This is a genomic window from Burkholderia sp. AU44665 (assembly GCF_030504405.1).
Lineage (GTDB): Bacteria > Pseudomonadota > Gammaproteobacteria > Burkholderiales > Burkholderiaceae > Burkholderia > Burkholderia semiarida.
Genome location: NZ_JAUJRI010000030.1, coordinates 23,961 through 41,777, shown reverse-complemented (window position 1 = coordinate 41,777; position 17,817 = coordinate 23,961). Strand labels below are relative to the sequence as shown.

Genomic DNA, 17,817 nt, shown 5'->3' with positions numbered 1-17,817 from the left:
ATGGATCTCACGCAAGTTTCCTCTTCCCGTACGGCGTCGGCTCCGGCGTCGGCATCGTCGCCGCTGTTCGACGACCGTCCGTTCCTCGCGCGCCTGTCGCTGTTCGACTGGCTGTTCGCCCTGGCGCTGGTGGCGGGCGCGGGCTATGCGCTCGTGCACTACAACGCGCACATGGATTACTACGACAAGGCGGTGATGATCGGCACCGTGCCGGCGCTCGTCGCGCTCGGCTGGCGCTGGAAGCCCGCGCGGCTGATGATGGCGTCGATCGCCGTGCTGTCGCTGCTGTCGATCCAGATCTACCAGGGCGATCTCGCGCGCGCCGATTCGGCGTTCTTCCTCAAGTACTTCCTGTCGAGCCAGTCGGCGATCCTGTGGATGAGCGCGCTGTTCGTGCTCGCGACGATCTTCTACTGGATCGGCCTGCTCGCGCGCTCGGAAACGGGCGCCGCGATCGGCCAGAAGCTCACGTGGGTCGCCGTGCTGATGGGCTTCACGGGGCTGATGGTGCGCTGGTACGAGTCCTACCTGATCGGGGCGGACGTCGGGCATATCCCCGTGTCGAACCTCTATGAAGTGTTCGTCCTGTTCAGCCTGATCACCGCGCTGCTTTATCTGTATTACGAAGGCCACTACGGCACGCGTTCGCTCGGCGCGTTCGTGCTGCTGGTCATCAGCGCGGCGGTCGGCTTCCTGATGTGGTACTCGGTCGCGCGCGATGCGCAGCAGATCCAGCCGCTCGTGCCGGCACTGCAAAGCTGGTGGATGAAGATCCACGTGCCGGCGAACTTCATCGGCTACGGCAGCTTCGCGCTGTCGGCGATGGTGTCGGTCGCGTACCTGATGAAAGAGCGCGGGGTCCTCGCCGATCGCCTGCCGACGCTGGAAGTGCTCGACGACGTGATGTACAAGTCGATCGCGGTCGGTTTCGCGTTTTTCACGATCGCGACGATTCTCGGCGCGCTGTGGGCGGCCGAAGCGTGGGGCGGCTACTGGAGCTGGGACCCGAAGGAAACCTGGGCGCTGATCGTGTGGCTGAACTACGCGGCGTGGCTGCACATGCGGCTGATGAAAGGCCTGCGCGGCGCGGTGGCCGCGTGGTGGGCGCTCACCGGCCTGCTGGTCACGACGTTCGCGTTCCTCGGCGTCAACATGTTCCTGTCTGGCCTGCACAGCTACGGCAAGCTGTAAGATTTTCGCCGTTCGTCCGACTATCAAACCGCCGGTGCACTGCGTGCCCGGCGGTTTTCTTTTGTAACGAGCGGGCGATCGAGGCGTCGAACGGCGCGCGACGGGCCGGGTCGAACGCTGATGAAGCATGCGCGCCGCGCATGCGGGAGGAACTGGACGATGTGGATCAAACGCCCTTTGCGTAACGTACTGACCGGCGCGGACATCGCGCCGAGCGAGATCACGCCGCGCGCGGTATTCGAGAACCGGCGGCGCGTATTGCAGGCGGCCGGATTCGCGGCCGCCGGCGGCCTGTTCGGCGCGAGCGGCGCGGCGCTTGCCGCGTATGCGTCCCCCGACGCGCGGGCGGCGAAGCTCGCGGCAAAAACGAACCCGAAATTCGTCGCGATCGACAAGGTCACGCCGTTCAAGGACATCACGTCCTACAACAACTTCTACGAATTCGGCACCGACAAGAGCGACCCGGCGCAGAACGCGGGCACGCTGCGGCCGCGTCCGTGGCGTGTGAGTGTCGAGGGCGAGGTGCAGCATCCGAAGGTATTCGATCTCGACGAGCTGTTGAAGCTCGCGCCGCTCGAGGAGCGCGTGTACCGGCTGCGCTGCGTCGAGGGCTGGTCGATGGTGATCCCGTGGATCGGCGTGCCGCTGTCCGAGCTGATCCGGCGCGTGCAGCCGACCGGCAACGCGAAATACGTGCAGTTCGTCACGCTGGCCGATCCGTCGCAGATGCCGGGCCTGTCGACGCCCGTGCTCGACTGGCCGTACTCGGAAGGGCTGCGCATGGACGAGGCGATGAATCCGCTGACGCTGCTGACGATGGGCGTCTACGGGCAGGTGCTGCCGAACCAGAACGGTGCGCCGGTGCGAATCGTCGTGCCGTGGAAATACGGGTTCAAGAGCGCGAAATCGCTCGTGAAGATCCGCTTCGTCGACAAGCAGCCGAAGACGAGCTGGAACACATACGCCGCGAACGAGTACGGCTTTTATTCGAACGTGAACCCGAACGTCGATCATCCGCGCTGGAGCCAGGCGACCGAGCGGCGCATCGGCGAGGACGGTTTCTTCACGCCGAAGCGCAAGACGCTGATGTTCAACGGCTACGGCGACCTGGTCGCATCGATGTATCAGGGCATGGACCTGAAGAAGAACTTCTGAGTGCGACGGTGAGAAACGACATGCCTCCTTCGACGCTCACGCCCGCGCGCGCGGCAAGCGCCGGGCCCGATGCACGCACGGCGCGGGCCGGCGCGGTCCGTCCCGCCGCGCCGCGCTGGCTCGCACCGGCCAAGGTGCTGGTGTTCGCGGCCGGCCTCTATCCGCTCGCGCGCCTCGTGCTGCTCGGGCTGACCGACCGGCTCGGCGCGAACCCGCTCGAGTTCATCACGCGCTCGACGGGCTTGTGGACGCTCGTCCTGTTGTGCATCACGCTTGCCGTCACGCCGCTGAGGCGCATGACGGGCTTCGCACCGCTGCTGCGCTTTCGCCGGATGATCGGGCTGTTCGCGTTCTTTTACGCGACGCTGCATTTCACGACCTACCTGTGGTTCGACAAGTGGTTCGACGTCGTCGAAATCCTCAAGGACGTCGGCAAGCGCCCGTTCATCACGGTCGGCTTCGCGGCGTTCGTGCTGCTGATTCCGCTCGCCGCGACGTCGCCGCGCGCGATGGTGCGCCGGCTCGGTCGCCATTGGGCGACGCTGCACAAAGCGATCTACGCGATCGCGCTGTTCGGCGTGCTGCATTTCTGGTGGATGCGTGCCGGCAAGCACGATCTCGCGCAGCCGAAGCTCTACGCGGCGATCGTCGCCGTGCTGCTCGGCTGGCGGCTGGTTGCGTGGGGATGGCGGCGCGTGCGTGCGTGATGGTGCGGCCCGGAAAAACAAAAGGCGATGACCGGGAAGTCATCGCCTTGTTGCGAGCGCCGCGCGGACGGCATCGCGTCGTTACTTCGTGGCGGCCGGGCCCGATGCCGGGGCTGGCATGGTCGATGCGCTGCTCGACAACTCGGGCGACAGCGTGAGCGGCGAGCCGGACGTATCGGGCGTCTCGTCGGACGACGCGTTTTCGTCGGTCGGTTTCACATCCGACGGCGGCGTGTTCTGCTGCTGGATCGGCTTGGGCATCGGAGGCACGGTGGGCAGATAGAGCGCGCCGCTTTGACCGCAGCCGGCAAGAATCGCCAAAGCCGCTACAATCGCGCTCATCCGGAAAACGACTCGCATGATCGTCCCTGAACAATTTAACCGATAGAGTTTAGCATGTCCGATACTGAATACCTGGCCCGTGCCGAGGCCGTGCTGGCGGCCGTCGAGCGTACCGTGGACGTCGCGAACGACGGCGATCACGACATCGATCTGGAGCGCAACGGCAGCGTGCTGACGCTGACGTTCGAGAACGGCTCGAAGATCATCGTCAACCTGCAGCCGCCGATGAAGGAAGTGTGGATCGCGGCGAAGGCGGGCGGATTCCACTACCGTTTCGTCGACGGCGCGTGGCGCGATACGCGCACGGGCACCGAGTTCTTCTCGGCGCTCACCGAATACGCGACCCAGCAGGCCGGCCTGCCGATCACGTTCAGCGCGTGACGGCCGGGGCGCTGCGCTCCGAACGTCGTACCAAAAGAAAAAGCGCCCGCGGGCGCTTTTTTCATGGCCGTGGCCGCGCGTCAGTGGCCGCGGAACAGGTTCATGATGTCCTGCTTTTCCTGTTCGTCGACGTGCGGCACCGCTTCGTCGACGTCCTGCGCGGCCGGCGCCTGCGGCACGCCGACCGTCGACACGAAGCCGTGACCGGGCGTGAACTCGGTGAAGTACAGTTCGCCGCCGAGCGACTCCACGCCTTCAGGCACCGTCGGCTTGAACTCCGGCACGCCCTTCAGCGCCGCACCCATGTAGTCGATCCAGACCGGCAGCGACAGGCCGCCGCCGGTTTCGCGATCGCCGAGGCTGCGCGGATTGTCGTAGCCGATCCATGCGATTGCGGCGAGCGTGTGCTGGTAGCCGGCGAACCACGCGTCGTGCGAGTCGTTCGTCGTGCCGGTCTTGCCCGCGAGATCGGTGCGCTTCAGCACGTTGGTCCGCGCGCCCGTGCCGCGCTGCGCGACGCTCTGCAGCAGGCTGTTCATCACGTAGGCGTTGCGCGCATCGATCGCGCGCGGCGCATTTTGCTCGGCGACGAGCGGCTGCGCACGCGCGACGATCGCGCCGTTCGGATCGGTGACTTCGGCGATCAGGTACGGATTGACGCGGTAGCCGCCGTTCGCGAAGACCGAGTACGCGCCGGCCATCTGCAGCGGCGTGACCTGGCCGGCGCCAAGCGCCATCGGCAGGTAGGCCGGATGGCGCTCGGCGTCGAAGCCGAAGCGCGTGATGTATTGCTGTGCGTATTTCGTTCCGATGTGGTTCAGGATCCGGATCGACACGAGGTTGCGCGAGCGCTGCAGCGCGGTGCGCATCGACATCGGGCCCTCGAAGCCACCGCCGTAGTTCTTCGGCTCCCACGGCTGGCCGCCCGTTTCCGCGGCGCTGAAATACAGCGGGCCGTCGTTGATCACGGTGGCCGGCCCGAGGCCCTTGTCGAGCGACGCCGAGTAGATGAACGGCTTGAACGACGAACCGGGCTGCCGCCACGCCTGCGTGACGTGGTTGAACTTGTTCTTGTTGTAGTCGAAGCCGCCGACGAGCGAGCGGATCGCCCCGTCCTGCGGGACGATCGACAGGAACGCGCCTTCGACCTGCGGCAACTGCGTGATCGACCACTTGCCGGCATCGCTCTTCACCACGCGGACGATCGCGCCGGGGCGGATGCGGCGGTTCGGCTGCGCGTTGGCGGACAGCGCGCTCGACGCGAAGCGCAGGTTGTCGCCGTCGATCGTCGCATTGCTGCCGTCGATGAACGCGACCGTGATCTGGCGCGGGCTCGCGGCCGTCACGACCGCGGCGATCAGCTCGCCGTTGTCGGGGTGCTCGAGCAGCGCGTCGTCGATCGCCTGTTCGCGATCGTCGGCACCGGCCGGCAGCTCGATGAAGCCCTCCGGCCCGCGATAGCCGTGGCGGCGCTCGTAATCCATGATGCCCTTGCGCAGCGCGGTGTACGCGACCTGCTGGTCCGCGGAATCGATCGTCGTGACGACGTTGAAGCCGCGCGTGTAGGTTTCCTCGCGATACTGCGCGTACATCATCTGTCTGACCATTTCGGCGACGTACTCGGCGTGCACGCTGAAATCGCGGCCCGGCCCCTTGACGACGAGCGGCTGCGCGGACGCTTCGTCGTACTGCTCTCGCGTGATGAAGTTCAGCTCGAGCATCCGCTGGAGGATGTATTCCTGGCGCACCTTCGCGCGTTTCGGGTTGACGACCGGGTTGTACGCGGACGGCGCCTTCGGCAGCCCCGCGAGCATCGCGGCTTCCGCGAGCGTGATGTCCTTCAGGTCCTTGCCGAAATAGACCCGCGCCGCGCTCGCGAAGCCGTACGCGCGCTGGCCGAGATAGATCTGATTCATGTAGACCTCGAGAATCTGATCCTTCGTCAGCGCGCGCTCGATCCGGTACGCGAGCAGCATCTCGTAGATCTTGCGCGTGTAGGTCTTCTCGCTCGACAGGAAGAAGTTGCGCGCGACCTGCATCGTGATCGTGCTCGCGCCCTGCGACGCGTGGCCGTTCGTCAGCGCGACGAAGCCGGCGCGGATGATGCCGGTGAGGTCGACGCCGCCGTGATCGTAGAAGCGCGCGTCCTCGATCGCGAGGATCGCCTTCTTCAGCGAGTCGGGCACGTCCTTGAAATGGACGACGTCGCGGCGCTCCTCGCCGAATTCGCCGATCAGCACGTGATCGGACGTATAGATGCGCAGCGGCACCTTCGGGCGGTAGTCGGTCAGCGCGTCGAGCGACGGCATGTTCGGCCAGGCCACGACGAGCGCGTAGCCGAGCACGAGGCCGCCGGCCACGACGAGGGCCACGCACATCGCGGCGAAGCCGAGCAGGACTTTGAGCCACCAGGGCCGCTTCTTCGGCTCCGGAGCGGGAGGCGGGGACGTAGGAGTCGTGGATTGCATAGGCATACCGGAAAACAGTCCCGCGATTATAGCTGCCCGGTAAGACCGGCCCTGACGCGGGGGCCGCCCGTCGAAAAGCCGCGGATCGGCGTGCCGTCAGCATAGTCCGTGCACGGCCGCCGCGAACCCATTCTGGCCGTTTGGCCGACTGTCGGCGGCGCGCGCCGCTTTGCAGAATCAGGTCTCGGAAACGCGGCGTGGGCCGCGACGATCTCGGGAGGCTGGGATGGCAGGACGATGGGGGGCGCGGTTTGTACAGGGCAGGCACCGGTCGACGGGAATCGACGTCGGCGCGCATGAGGTGAGGGTCGCCGTGGTCAGCGGGCGCGGCAGGGGCACGGAGGTGTGCGTCGAGGGGCTCGAGCGGGAACCGGTCGGGCTGGCGGATGGGCCGGAAGACGCGCGCTGGGCAGCGGTCGCGCGATCGCTGGCGGCGGCCGTGTCGCGGCTGTCGGCGTCCGATGTGCGGTGCGACGCGCGCGGCGTGATGGCGCTGCACGATAACGAGATGCGCACCGCGACGCTCGATCTGGCCGGGCGCGGCGACATCGCGGACGCCGCGCGGCAGGCCGCCGAACGCCTCTCGGGGCTGGCGCCGGACAGTCTCGCGTTCGACTGGCGGCACTACGGCGGCGTGCGGTCCGGCGAGATCGCGGTGGCGGTGGCGCCGCTGGCGCTGCTCGAGCGGCGGATCGACGTGGCCGCGCAGGCCGGTATCGACCTGACGGTGATCGACGGCGAGTCGGCCGCCGTGCTGCGTGCGTTGCGCTATGCCGCGCAGTTCGAACCCGATGCGCAGCGCGCCTATGCCGTGCTGTGGTTCTGCGACGCAGGCGTGCGCGGCTGGCGGATCGAGGGCCCGTCGGCCATCCCGGTGCTGACGCTGTCCGGCACGTTGCCGGAAGCGCTTCCCGACGCGTTGCGCCGGCGCTCGTTCGGGGCCGTCCATTGCGTACTCGTCGCCGGGGACGAGCGATGTATCGCCCGCTTCGATACGTCCGTCGCAGAGATTGGCGATGTGCTCGGCACGGCTGTGGTTCCGTTCGACTGCACGGGTTGGGACGGGCAGCCGTGCGTGCGCGCCGGCGTGCGGGGCGGCCCGGCGTTTGCCGTCGCGTTCGGGCTGGCGTTGCGCGGGGTGTGGGAATGATGGCCGGTCACGTGGCGGCAAACGAGGGCGCGGCGAGTGCGGCCGGGCAGGCGGTACAGGCGGTACTCGGCGACTTCAATCTGCTGCCGTACCGCGAGCGGTTGGCGCAGGCGTTGCGGCGCCGCCGGGCCGCGCAGTTCAGTGTGGCGATGCTGCTCGGCGTGCTCGGCGCCGGGCTGTGGACGGGCGCTGCCGTGCTGTCGCGGTGGCGCGTGGACGCCGAGCGCGCCGGCGTGGAGGCGCGGCTGCGGCAGTTGCAGCCACAGGTGGCTGCCGCGACGCGCGCCGCCCATGCCGCCGCCGCCGTCGCGCGGCGCGACGCGCAGGCGGCGGCGCTGGCCGCGCCCTACCGGCGCGTGGCGGGGTTGCTGACGACCCTGAAGCAGGTGCGTGCCGATCATGTCCGGCTCGACGCGCTGCGCATGACGTCCACCGGCGCCGTGCTCGATGCGCGCGCCGCGAGTTACCGGGCGGCTGCGCGGTGGCTCGCTGCGATGGCGCGCGAGCAGCGCGACTGGCGCATCGATATAGACACGTTGAAGCCGGCGTCGGATGGGCCGGCTTCGGCGGCCGGGATGTCTTTTCGGTTCTCCGTGCAGTTGCGCTGGCACGACGCGACGTCGTCGCGAAAGGTATCGGGAGGCGACGCATGACGGCGCTCGTGCATCGGCCGGTACCGCTCGAAGGCGCCGCGCCGGGCCGCGTGTCGCGCATGTCGCCGGCGGCCGTGCATGCCGCCGGTTGCGTGCTGGTATTCGCGGCCGTGCTGGCGGGCGGCATTCATCTGGTAAATGCGGCCGACTGGAGCGGGGTTGCCCGTAGTCGCGCGTTGCTTGCCGCGGCGCAGGCGCGTGCGGCCGACGCGCAACGCATGCTTGCATCCGCCGCACAACGGCGCGACGGGCATCATGCGTCGACGCGCGACGATCGTTTGCCGCCGGCGCCGGAGTGGGCCGCGCTGATGCTGGAACTGGCCGATCTGGCCGCGTCCAGCGGGCTGCACGGCGTGTCGATCGAACCGCAGCGCGCCGATGGCGCGGCACCGGACGGCAGGCGCACCGTGCATATCGCCGCGGATGGCGGTTTCAGTGCGCTGCTGCATCTGGTTGGCGGGCTGGCGCGCTTTCCGGTGCTGGCCGTTCCGTCGGCGCTGCGTATCGAGCGTGGCGTGTCGGCGGAGCGGGTGGACATGTCCATCGACGTGTTTCCGGCGCTGCCGGCGACATCGGCCGCGGACGGCAACACGCCGGTTCGCGCCGTTGCGCCCGGCGCCGATCCGTTCGGCGAGGCTGGCCTGGCCGAGGCGGCGGGGCACGCCGCGCGCCTTGCCGGCACGATTCGCGATGCGCGTGCCGGTCTCGCTTTGTTCGACGACGGCGACGGCACGTTCACGACCGTTGCGCCGGGCGAGGTGTTGGGGGCCGCGCGCGTGGTGCGCGTCGAGCGCGCGGCCGTGATGCTCGCGACGGCGGACGGATCGCAGCGGCTCGTCCTGGACGACGGAGGCCGGCCGTGACGAAGTACCGTTGTGGGGCGCTTGCCATCTGGGCCGGAATGATGGCGGCCGGCGCAAGCGCGTCGTTGCCGCCGCTGCCGGCGGTGTGGCCTGCCGGATCGACGGATGTGCCGGTGCCGGGCTTGCCGCCGCAGGTGGCTGACGGCATGGACGGCGCGGTCGCGCAGGACGCCGGCCCGCCGCCGTTGGAACAGGCGGCGCGTGCGGCGCTGCAGACGGAAACCGCTGCACCGGGCCCCGCGCTGGAGGGACCGCCGATCCCGCTGGCGCCGCCAGCCCGGATGAGCGACGCCGCGGCCCGGCAACCGGGCGATGCGGACGACGCACGGCGGATCTCGCTGAATCTGCAGGGCGTCGGGCTCGCGGCTGCGTTCGACGCGATCGCGCGGTTCACGGGGCTCAACATCGTCGTCGGCGAGCAGGTGCGGGGCACCGTGACGTTACGTCTGAACAATGTCGGCTGGCGCGACGCGTTCGATACGCTGCTCGACACGCACGGGCTCGCGATGTCCCGGCGCGGCAACGTGATCTGGGTCACCCCGGCAGCCGAGCTGGCTGCGCGCGAACGCGAGCGCTTCGATATGCACGCGCGGGCCGCCGATCTGGAGCCGCTCGCGAGCCGTACGTTCGTGCTGCACTATCCGCGCGCGCAGGACGTGCAACGGCTGCTGGCCGGCGCGACCGGCCAACGCCTGCTGTCGAAGCGCGGCGCCGCGGCGGCCGATCCGCGCACGAACCTGCTGTTCGTGACCGATCTCGCGCCGCGCATCGCGCAGATCGCCGGCCTGATCGATGCGATCGACCGACCGTCGCGGCAGGTCCGGATCGAGGCCCGCATCGTCGAAGGCGAGCACGGTTTCTCGCGCAGCCTCGGCGCGCGTGTCGCGCTGCGTGCGCAGGGGCGGCCGTCGCCGGCCGACGGCATGCCTTTCACGGCGGACACGCGCAACGCGCTCGATCTCGCCGCGCGGCCGCTCGGCGGCTTCGACGCGGCCACCGCCGGCTTCACGCTGTTCGCCGCGCCGCTCAGCCGCGTACTCGACATCGAGCTGAGCGCGCTGGAGGCGCAGGGCCGGGGCCAGATCGTTTCGCGTCCGCGGGTGGTGACGGCCGACCGCGTCAAGGCCATCGTCGAGCAGGGTTCCGAGCTCCCGTACCAGGCGAAGGTCGGTAATGGCATGAGCGGCGTGCAGTTCCGCCGCGCGACGCTCAAGCTGGAGGTCGAGCCGCAGATCACGCCGGATGGGCGCGTGGTGCTCGATCTCGACGTGACGAAGGACAGCGTCGGGGAGCCGACCGCGGCGGGCCCCGCGATCCATACGAAGCACGTGCAGACGCGCGTCGAAGTCGAGAATGGCGGGACGGTCGCGATCGGCGGCATCTACGAGCAACTGAACCGGAACGATGTGACGCGGGTGCCGCTCTTGGGCAAAATACCGCTTCTGGGCGCGCTTTTCCGGCACCGCGCGCAGCGCGACCAGCGCCACGAACTGGTCGTCTTCATCACGCCGACCGTCGTCGACGCGCGTTGCGGCGCACCCGGCGCGGGCGGCGCGGATGCCGAAAAAACGGGGCCGGAAGCCGCCGGCGCAGGCTCGACAAGGCAGCCGCTTTGCCAGTAAGCTGCGCCACACACCAGCAAGATTGAAGCAGAGGAAGCCGTTGCAAGCGCGGGACCCACATGCAAACGTATTTTTCGTCGGCCTTATGGGAGCGGGTAAGACCACCGTGGGCCGTGCGGTCGCGCGTCGTCTCGACAGGACGTTCTTCGACTCCGACCACGAAATCGAGGCCCGTACGGGCGCGCGCATTCCGGTGATCTTCGAGCTGGAGGGCGAGGCCGGGTTTCGCGATCGTGAAACGCAGGTGATCGCCGATCTCACGCAGCGCGAGAACATCGTGCTCGCCACGGGCGGCGGCGCGGTGCTGCGCCCGGAAAATCGCGACAGCCTGAAAAGCCACGGCATCGTCGTCTACCTGCGCGCCAATCCGCACGATCTGTGGCTGCGCACGCGCAAGGACAAGAACCGCCCGCTGTTGCAGACGGAAGATCCGAAGGGGCGTCTCGAAGCGCTGTATGAAGTGCGCGACCCGCTGTACCGCGAATGCGCGGATTTCGTCATCGAGACCGGCCGCCCGTCGGTCAACGGCCTCGTCAACATGGTGCTGATGCAACTCGAACTGGCCGGCGTCATCGCCAAGCCGCTACAAGCATGATTACTGTCAACGTCGATCTGGGCGACCGCGCCTATCCGATTCATATTGGCGCCGGCCTGATCGGCCGCACCGAGCTGTTCTCGCCTCACATCAAGGGTTCGTCCGTCACGATCGTCACGAACACGACGGTCGATCCGCTCTACGGCGACGCGCTGCGCGCGGCGCTCGCGCCGCTCGGCAAGCGCGTGTCGACGGTCGTGCTGCCGGACGGCGAGGCGTACAAGAACTGGGAAACGCTGAACCTGATCTTCGACGGCCTGCTGACGGATCACGCCGATCGCAGGACGACGCTCGTCGCGCTCGGCGGCGGCGTGGTCGGCGACATGACCGGCTTTGCCGCCGCGTGCTACATGCGCGGCGTGCCGTTCATCCAGGTGCCGACGACGCTGCTGTCGCAGGTCGATTCGTCGGTCGGCGGCAAGACGGGCATCAACCATCCGCTCGGCAAGAACATGATCGGCGCGTTCTACCAGCCGCAGGCCGTGATCGCGGACATCGGCGCGCTGACGACGCTGCCCGATCGCGAACTGGCGGCCGGCGTCGCCGAAGTCATCAAGACGGGCGCGATCGCCGATGCCGAGTTCTTCGACTGGATCGAGGCGAACGTCGATGCGCTGAACCGTCGCGAACCCGCGGCGCTCGCGCATGCGGTGAAGCGTTCATGCGAGATCAAGGCGAGCGTCGTCGCGGCCGACGAGCGCGAAGGCGGCCTGCGCGCGATCCTGAACTTCGGCCACACGTTCGGCCATGCGATCGAGGCCGGGCTCGGCTACGGCGAATGGCTGCACGGCGAGGCGGTCGGCTGCGGGATGGTGATGGCGGGCGACCTGTCGGTGCGGCTCGGCCTCCTCGACGAAGCGTCGCGGCAACGTCTCGATGCGGTGATCGCGGCCGCGCACCTGCCGACCCGCGGGCCCGCGCTCGGCGACGCGCGCTACATGGATCTGATGCGCGTCGACAAGAAGGCCGAGGCCGGCGCGATCAAGTTCATCCTGCTGAAGCGATTCGGCGATACGTTGATCACGCAGGCGCCGGACGAAGCGGTATTCGCTACACTGGCGCAGACGACCGGCTAACGGCGCCCGGATTCGCCGGCGCCGCCGACATGGAGGAGACGTGAGCGAGACATCCAGCAGCACACTGCCCGAAGCCAGCCGCGCATCCGCCGCGCCGGTGGCCGAGCCGCCGACGCTCGCGGCGCTGGAAGCCCATCTCGCTCCGTATGCCGCGCACGCGTCGCAGTCGCGCGGCCGCCGCCATCCTGAACCGCCGCCGGCGGCGCGCACCGAGTTCCAGCGCGATCGCGACCGCATCGTCCATTCGACCGCGTTTCGCCGGCTCGAATACAAGACCCAGGTCTTCGTCAATCACGAAGGCGACCTGTTCCGCACCCGCCTCACGCACAGCCTCGAAGTCGCGCAGATCGCGCGCTCGGTCGCACGCAACCTGCGACTGAACGAGGATCTCGTCGAAGCGATCTCGCTCGCGCACGATCTCGGCCATACGCCGTTCGGCCATGCCGGGCAGGACGCGCTGAATGCGTGCATGCGCGAGCACGGCGGCTTCGAGCACAACCTGCAGAGCCTCGCCGTGGTCGACGAGCTCGAGGAGCACTACGGCGCGTTCAACGGGCTGAACCTGTGCTTCGAGACGCGCGAAGGCATCCTGAAGCACTGCTCGCGCGAGAATGCGCGCAAGCTCGGCGCGCTCGGCGAGCGCTTCCTGCAGGGCCGCCAGCCATCGCTCGAGGCGCAGCTCGCGAACATCGCCGACGAGATCGCCTACAACAACCACGACGTCGACGACGGCCTGCGCTCGGGGCTGATCACGATCGAGCAGCTCGCGGAAGTCGAGCTGTGGCAGCGCCACTACGAAGCGGCGCTCGCCGAATTCCCGCACCTCGAAGGCCGCCGTCTCGTGCACGAGACGGTGCGCCGCATCATCAACACGCTGATCGTCGACCTGATCGACGAGACCACGCGCAATCTCGCCCGCGTCGCGCCCGCGTCGCTCGACGACGTGCGCGCCGCGCCGCCGCTCGTGTCGCATAGCCCCGAGGTCGCCGCGCAGGCGGCGGCCCTCAAGCGCTTCCTGTTCAAGAACCTGTATCGCCACTACAAGGTGATGCGCATGGCGAGCAAGGCGCAACGCGTCGTCACGGGGCTGTTCGACGCGTTCATCGACGATCCGCGCCTGCTGCCGCCGCCGTATCAGTCCGACGACGCGGCGCAGCAGCCGCGTCTCGTCGCGCACTACATCGCCGGCATGACCGACCGCTTCGCGCTGAAGGAATATCAGCGGCTGTTCGTCATCAACGACAACTGACTGTCATAAACGATCACTAGACTTCGCCGGTTCAATGGCGACGGGAATGTTGCACACGCTGTTGGTAACGTTTTCATAGGAGAGGTCGATGAAGAAGAAGCCTGCGGGGACACTGGTTCGTTCGATCGCGCTCGGCGGCGCGCTGCTGTTCGGCGCGCAGCACGTCGCGCTCGCCGCGACGGAAATCCAGTTCTGGCATGCGATGGAGGCCGCGCTCGGCGAGCGGGTCAACGCGATCGCCGACCAGTTCAACGCGTCGCAAAGCGATTACAAGATCGTGCCGGTCTTCAAGGGCACTTACGACCAGGCGCTCGCGGCCGGCATCGCGGCCTATCGCAGCGGCAACGCGCCGGCGATCCTCCAGGTCTACGAAGTCGGTACGGCGACGATGATGCAGGCGAAGAAGGCGGTCGTGCCGGTGTACGACGTGTTCAAGCAGGTCGGCGTGACGCTCGACGAAAAGGCGTTCGTGCCGACCATCGCGAGCTACTACAGCGACGCGAAGACGGGCCACCTCGTCTCGATGCCGTTCAACAGCTCGACGCCGGTGCTGTACTACAACAAGGACGCGTTCAAGAAGGCCGGGCTGGACCCGAACCAGCCGCCGAAGACGTGGGCCGACGTGAAGGCCGACGCCGAGAAACTGCGCAAGTCGGGCATGGCGTGCGGCTTCACGACCGGGTGGCAGGGCTGGATCCAGCTCGAAAACTACAGCGCGTGGCACGGGCTGCCGTTCGCGAGCCGCAACAACGGCTTCGACGGCACCGATGCCGTGCTCGAGTTCAACAAGCCGCAGCAGGTCGCGCATCTTTCGTTCCTCCAGCAAATGGCGAAGGACGGCACGTTCACGTACGCGGGCCGCAAGGACGAAGCGTCGGCGAAGTTCTACAGCGGCGACTGCGGGATCCTGACGACGTCGTCGGGCGCGCTCGCGAACGTGCAGAAGTTCGCGAAGTTCAGCTACGGCACGGGGATGATGCCGTACGACGCGAACGTGAAGGGCGCACCGCAGAACGCGATCATCGGCGGCGCAAGCCTGTGGGTGCTGGCCGGCAAGGATCCGGCGACCTACAAGGGCGTGGCCAAATTCCTCGCGTACCTGGCTTCGCCGCCCGTCGCCGCGAAGTGGCACCAGGACACGGGCTACCTGCCGGTCACGACCGCCGCATACGACCTGACGCGCCAGCAGGGCTTCTACGCGAAGAACCCGAGCGCCGAAACCGCGATCAAGCAGATGCTGAACAAGCCGCCGCTGCCGTACACGAAGGGACTGCGGCTGGGCAACATGCCGCAGATCCGCACGATCGTCGACGAGGAGTTCGAACAGGTCTGGGCGCAGAAGAAGACGCCGAAGGACGCGCTCGATTCGGCCGCGTCGCGCGGCGACGAGCTGCTGCGCCGCTTCGAGAAGTCGGGCGGCTGAGCACGCATCGCGTCGTGCCGCCGGCGGCGCCGCGCGTGAGCGCGTGCCGTCCGGCGGCGCGGTTTCCCTTCCGTTTCGCCTGACCGGATATCCGCGATGCAATCCCGTTCCCGTTTCGGTACGAGCGCCGTGCCGTACCTGCTGATCGCGCCGCAGCTCGCGATCACCGCCGTATTTTTCCTGTGGCCCGCCGGCGTCGCGCTGTGGCAGTCCACGCAGACGCAGGACGCGTTCGGCACGTCGAGCGAATTCGTCGGCCTCGCGAACTTCACGCACCTGTTCGCCGATCCGCTGTATCTCGATTCGTTCCGCACGACGCTCGTGTTCAGTTCGCTCGTCACGGTGAGCGGCCTCGTCGTGTCGCTGCTGCTGGCCGCCTGCGCCGACCGCGTGATCCGCGGCGCGCGCGCGTACCGCACGCTGCTGATCTGGCCGTACGCGGTCGCGCCGACGATCGCGGCCGTGCTGTGGGCGTTCCTGTTCAACCCGAGCATCGGCCTGATCACCTATGCGCTCGCGAAGCGCGGCATCGTCTGGAACCACGCGCTGAACGGCGAGCAGGCGATGTTCCTCGTCGTGCTGGCGTCGGTGTGGAAGCAGGTGAGCTACAACTTCCTGTTCTTCTACGCGGGGCTGCAGGCGATCCCGCGCTCGCTGATCGAGGCGGCGGCGATCGACGGCGCGGGGCCGGTGCGGCGCTTCTTCAACATCGTGCTGCCGCTGCTGTCGCCGACGAGCTTCTTCCTGCTGGTCGTGAACCTCGTCTACGCGTTCTTCGACACGTTCCCTGTGATCGACGCGGCCACCGGCGGCGGTCCGGCGCAGAGCACCAAGACGCTGATCTACAAGATCTTCGCGGAGGGCTTCCAGGGGCTCGACATCGGCAGCTCGGGCGCGCAGTCGGTCGTGCTGATGATCATCGTCGTCGCGCTCACGGTGATCCAGTTCCGCTTCGTCGAACGCAGGGTGCAATACGCATGATCGAAAATCGCAAGGGCTTCGACCTGTTCTGCCACGCGGTGCTGATCGCCGGCGTCGTGCTGATCGTGTTCCCTGTCTACGTCGCGTTCTGCGCGGCGACGATGAACGCGCAGGAAGTGTTTACGGTGCCGCTGTCGCTCGTGCCGAGCACGCACCTGTTCGAGAACGTCGCGTACATCTGGGGGCACGGCAGCGGCGGCACGACGGCGCCGTTCGGCCGCCTGCTCGTGAACAGCTTCGCGATGGCGCTCGGGATCGCGGTCGGCAAGATCGCGGTGTCGATCCTGTCCGCGTACGCGATCGTCTATTTCCGCTTTCCGTTTCGCAACACGGCGTTCTGGCTGATCTTCGTCACGCTGATGCTGCCGGTGGAAGTGCGGATCTTCCCGACCGTGCAGGTCGTGTCGACGCTGCATCTGACGAACACCTACGCGGGGCTCACGCTGCCGCTGATCGCATCGGCGACCGCGACGTTCCTGTTCCGCCAGTTCTTCATGACGCTGCCCGACGAGCTGATGGATGCCGCGCGCATCGACGGCGCGGGGCCGCTGCGCTTTTTCTGGGACGTCGTGCTGCCGCTGTCGAAGACGAGTATCGCGGCGCTGTTCGTGATCACGTTCATCTACGGCTGGAACCAGTATCTGTGGCCGATCCTGATCACGACGGAAGCGTCGCTGTCGACGGCGGTGGTGGGCATCAAGACGATGATCGCGAGCGGCGACGCCGCGACCGAATGGCAATACGTGATGGCGGCGACGCTGCTGGCGATGGTTCCGCCGCTCGTCGTCGTGCTGGCGATGCAGCGCTGGTTCGTGCGCGGCCTCGTCGATTCCGAGAAATGAACGACCGACGGTAACCGGGAGAAGGACCAGGTATGGCTGCGCTGAGCTTGAAGGGCGTCAAGAAATCCTACGACGGCAAGCAGCACGTGCTGCACGGCATCGACGTGGAGATCGCCGACGGCGAATTCATCGTGCTGGTCGGCCCGTCGGGCTGCGGCAAGTCGACGTTGCTGCGGATGATCGCGGGGCTCGAGAGCGTGACCGACGGCGAGATCGCGATCGGCGACCGGGTCGTCAACGCGCTGGAGCCGAAGGACCGCGACATCGCGATGGTGTTCCAGAACTATGCGCTGTACCCGCACATGACGGTCGCGCAGAACATGGGCTACGGGCTGAAGATTCGCGGGATCGAGCGCGCGACGATCGATTCGCGGGTGGCCGCGGCCGCGAAGATCCTCGAGCTCGAGCCGCTGCTCGCGCGGCGGCCGCGCGAACTGTCGGGCGGCCAGCGGCAGCGCGTCGCGATGGGGCGCGCGATCGTGCGCGAGCCGTCGGTATTCCTGTTCGACGAGCCGTTGTCGAACCTCGACGCGAAGCTGCGCGTGCAGATGCGGCTCGAGATCCAGCGGCTGCATGCGCGGCTCGCGACGACGAGCGTGTACGTGACGCACGACCAGATCGAGGCGATGACGCTCGCGCAGCGCGTGATCGTGATGAACCGCGGCTACGCGGAGCAGATCGGCGCGCCGGTCGACGTGTACGAGAAGCCGGCGACGGTATTCGTCGCGGGCTTCATCGGCTCGCCCGCGATGAACCTGCTGCACGGCCGGCTGTCGGAAGACGGCGCGACCTTCACCGTCGCGGGCGGCGGTCCGGCTTTGCCGGTCGCCGGCGCGCCCGGCATCGGCAGCGAGATCGCCACCGGGCGCGACTGGGTGCTCGGTGTGCGTCCCGAGCACATGACGCCGCAGCCGGGCGCGGCGCACGCGACGCTGCCGGTCGATTCGTGCGAACTGCTCGGCGCGGACAATCTCGCACACGGCCGCTGGGGCGATCACGACGTCGCGGTGCGCCTGCCGCACGCGGACCGCCCCGCGCGCGGCACGGCGCTGGCGGCCGCGCTGCCCGCGCACCGGCTGCATTTCTTCGATCCCGAGACCGGCAGGCGTGCCGGCTGAA

Annotated in this window: 17 protein-coding genes; 15 read left to right on the top strand and 2 right to left on the bottom strand. The window is 68.0% G+C overall.

What is annotated here, in order from left to right; translation table 11 throughout:
• From ccsB to msrQ, 3 genes are all read left to right on the top strand, one after another.
• Complete coding sequence (gene ccsB, locus QZM15_RS31385; protein ID WP_060315550.1) at nucleotides 1-1,191, top strand: c-type cytochrome biogenesis protein CcsB; 1,191 nt, start codon at nucleotides 1-3, stop codon at nucleotides 1,189-1,191.
• Between the two features lie 159 nt (nucleotides 1,192-1,350).
• A complete protein-coding gene (gene msrP, locus QZM15_RS31380; RefSeq protein ID WP_059577410.1) occupies nucleotides 1,351-2,346 on the top strand; it encodes a protein-methionine-sulfoxide reductase catalytic subunit MsrP in 996 nt (331 codons plus the stop codon).
• A gap of 20 nt (nucleotides 2,347-2,366) precedes the next feature.
• Nucleotides 2,367-3,053 carry a protein-methionine-sulfoxide reductase heme-binding subunit MsrQ gene (gene msrQ / locus QZM15_RS31375; RefSeq protein ID WP_226289909.1) on the top strand — a complete coding sequence of 229 codons (687 nt, stop codon included), beginning with the start codon at nucleotides 2,367-2,369 and terminating at the stop codon, nucleotides 3,051-3,053.
• 81 nt (nucleotides 3,054-3,134) lie between these two features.
• Here the strand turns inward: msrQ and QZM15_RS31370 are convergent, their stop codons facing one another.
• The gene (locus tag QZM15_RS31370) at nucleotides 3,135-3,413 is read right to left on the bottom strand and encodes a lipoprotein (protein ID WP_081066463.1); all 279 of its coding nucleotides are present in this window, start codon (nucleotides 3,411-3,413) and stop codon (nucleotides 3,135-3,137) included.
• Nucleotides 3,414-3,449: 36 nt separating this feature from the next.
• Between QZM15_RS31370 and cyaY the strand changes: the two genes are divergently transcribed.
• Complete coding sequence (gene cyaY, locus QZM15_RS31365; RefSeq protein ID WP_059577339.1) at nucleotides 3,450-3,776, top strand: iron donor protein CyaY; 327 nt, start codon at nucleotides 3,450-3,452, stop codon at nucleotides 3,774-3,776.
• A gap of 80 nt (nucleotides 3,777-3,856) precedes the next feature.
• Here cyaY and QZM15_RS31360 read toward each other — a convergent pair whose 3' ends face one another.
• Nucleotides 3,857-6,250, bottom strand: a complete 2,394-nt coding sequence (locus QZM15_RS31360; RefSeq protein ID WP_060315544.1) for a penicillin-binding protein 1A — start codon at nucleotides 6,248-6,250, stop codon at nucleotides 3,857-3,859.
• Between the two features lie 220 nt (nucleotides 6,251-6,470).
• Here QZM15_RS31360 and QZM15_RS31355 point away from each other — a divergent pair, with 220 nt between their 5' ends.
• From QZM15_RS31355 to QZM15_RS31305, 11 genes are all read left to right on the top strand, one after another.
• Nucleotides 6,471-7,394, top strand: a complete 924-nt coding sequence (locus QZM15_RS31355; RefSeq protein ID WP_226225574.1) for a competence protein ComA — start codon at nucleotides 6,471-6,473, stop codon at nucleotides 7,392-7,394.
• The gene (locus tag QZM15_RS31350) at nucleotides 7,394-8,047 is read left to right on the top strand and encodes a fimbrial protein (RefSeq protein WP_302107878.1); all 654 of its coding nucleotides are present in this window, start codon (nucleotides 7,394-7,396) and stop codon (nucleotides 8,045-8,047) included. The genes QZM15_RS31355 and QZM15_RS31350 overlap by 1 nt, the downstream gene beginning before the upstream one ends.
• On the top strand, nucleotides 8,044-8,910 hold the full coding sequence (locus QZM15_RS31345; RefSeq protein ID WP_226225552.1) for a pilus assembly protein: 867 nt from the start codon (nucleotides 8,044-8,046) through the stop codon (nucleotides 8,908-8,910). Before QZM15_RS31350 ends, QZM15_RS31345 begins: the two co-directional genes overlap by 4 nt.
• Entirely contained in the window at nucleotides 8,907-10,532 is a 1,626-nt protein-coding gene (pilQ, locus tag QZM15_RS31340) for a type IV pilus secretin PilQ (protein WP_124658853.1), read from the top strand. Before QZM15_RS31345 ends, pilQ begins: the two co-directional genes overlap by 4 nt.
• Nucleotides 10,533-10,572: 40 nt before the next feature.
• Nucleotides 10,573-11,127: a shikimate kinase AroK gene (gene aroK / locus QZM15_RS31335; protein WP_059577324.1), complete on the top strand. Its 555-nt coding sequence runs from the start codon at nucleotides 10,573-10,575 to the stop codon at nucleotides 11,125-11,127.
• On the top strand, nucleotides 11,124-12,203 hold the full coding sequence (aroB, locus tag QZM15_RS31330) for a 3-dehydroquinate synthase (RefSeq protein WP_226225554.1): 1,080 nt from the start codon (nucleotides 11,124-11,126) through the stop codon (nucleotides 12,201-12,203). Before aroK ends, aroB begins: the two co-directional genes overlap by 4 nt.
• 64 nt (nucleotides 12,204-12,267) lie before the next feature.
• Entirely contained in the window at nucleotides 12,268-13,452 is a 1,185-nt protein-coding gene (locus QZM15_RS31325) for a deoxyguanosinetriphosphate triphosphohydrolase (protein ID WP_226289916.1), read from the top strand.
• A gap of 88 nt (nucleotides 13,453-13,540) precedes the next feature.
• Nucleotides 13,541-14,875, top strand: coding sequence for a sn-glycerol-3-phosphate ABC transporter substrate-binding protein UgpB (gene ugpB / locus QZM15_RS31320; protein ID WP_302107875.1), 1,335 nt, complete (start codon nucleotides 13,541-13,543; stop codon nucleotides 14,873-14,875).
• 96 nt (nucleotides 14,876-14,971) lie between these two features.
• Nucleotides 14,972-15,856 carry a sn-glycerol-3-phosphate ABC transporter permease UgpA gene (gene ugpA, locus QZM15_RS31315; protein ID WP_302107874.1) on the top strand — a complete coding sequence of 295 codons (885 nt, stop codon included), beginning with the start codon at nucleotides 14,972-14,974 and terminating at the stop codon, nucleotides 15,854-15,856.
• The gene (gene ugpE, locus QZM15_RS31310; RefSeq protein ID WP_059577311.1) at nucleotides 15,853-16,698 is read left to right on the top strand and encodes a sn-glycerol-3-phosphate ABC transporter permease UgpE; all 846 of its coding nucleotides are present in this window, start codon (nucleotides 15,853-15,855) and stop codon (nucleotides 16,696-16,698) included. Before ugpA ends, ugpE begins: the two co-directional genes overlap by 4 nt.
• 32 nt (nucleotides 16,699-16,730) lie before the next feature.
• Nucleotides 16,731-17,816 (top strand): sn-glycerol-3-phosphate import ATP-binding protein UgpC, encoded by a 1,086-nt coding sequence (locus QZM15_RS31305; RefSeq protein WP_302107873.1) that lies wholly within the window; start codon nucleotides 16,731-16,733, stop codon nucleotides 17,814-17,816.
• Nucleotide 17,817 lies beyond the last annotated feature (1 nt).

Bases quoted from the DNA above. Each gene is read 5' to 3' on its own strand.
- QZM15_RS31370 (WP_081066463.1), bottom strand. From the start codon at position 3,413: ATGCGAGTCGTTTTCCGGATGAGCGCGATTGTAGCGGCTTTGGCGATT.
- ugpE (WP_059577311.1), top strand. From the start codon at position 15,853: ATGATCGAAAATCGCAAGGGCTTCGACCTGTTCTGCCACGCGGTGCTG.
- aroB (WP_226225554.1), top strand. From the start codon at position 11,124: ATGATTACTGTCAACGTCGATCTGGGCGACCGCGCCTATCCGATTCAT.
- QZM15_RS31355 (WP_226225574.1), top strand. From the start codon at position 6,471: ATGGCAGGACGATGGGGGGCGCGGTTTGTACAGGGCAGGCACCGGTCG.
- QZM15_RS31360 (WP_060315544.1), bottom strand. From the start codon at position 6,250: ATGCCTATGCAATCCACGACTCCTACGTCCCCGCCTCCCGCTCCGGAG.
- QZM15_RS31305 (WP_302107873.1), top strand. From the start codon at position 16,731: ATGGCTGCGCTGAGCTTGAAGGGCGTCAAGAAATCCTACGACGGCAAG.
- QZM15_RS31350 (WP_302107878.1), top strand. From the start codon at position 7,394: ATGGCCGGTCACGTGGCGGCAAACGAGGGCGCGGCGAGTGCGGCCGGG.
- msrQ (WP_226289909.1), top strand. From the start codon at position 2,367: ATGCCTCCTTCGACGCTCACGCCCGCGCGCGCGGCAAGCGCCGGGCCC.
- ccsB (WP_060315550.1), top strand. From the start codon at position 1: ATGGATCTCACGCAAGTTTCCTCTTCCCGTACGGCGTCGGCTCCGGCG.
- msrP (WP_059577410.1), top strand. From the start codon at position 1,351: ATGTGGATCAAACGCCCTTTGCGTAACGTACTGACCGGCGCGGACATC.
- QZM15_RS31345 (WP_226225552.1), top strand. From the start codon at position 8,044: ATGACGGCGCTCGTGCATCGGCCGGTACCGCTCGAAGGCGCCGCGCCG.
- ugpA (WP_302107874.1), top strand. From the start codon at position 14,972: ATGCAATCCCGTTCCCGTTTCGGTACGAGCGCCGTGCCGTACCTGCTG.
- cyaY (WP_059577339.1), top strand. From the start codon at position 3,450: ATGTCCGATACTGAATACCTGGCCCGTGCCGAGGCCGTGCTGGCGGCC.
- ugpB (WP_302107875.1), top strand. From the start codon at position 13,541: ATGAAGAAGAAGCCTGCGGGGACACTGGTTCGTTCGATCGCGCTCGGC.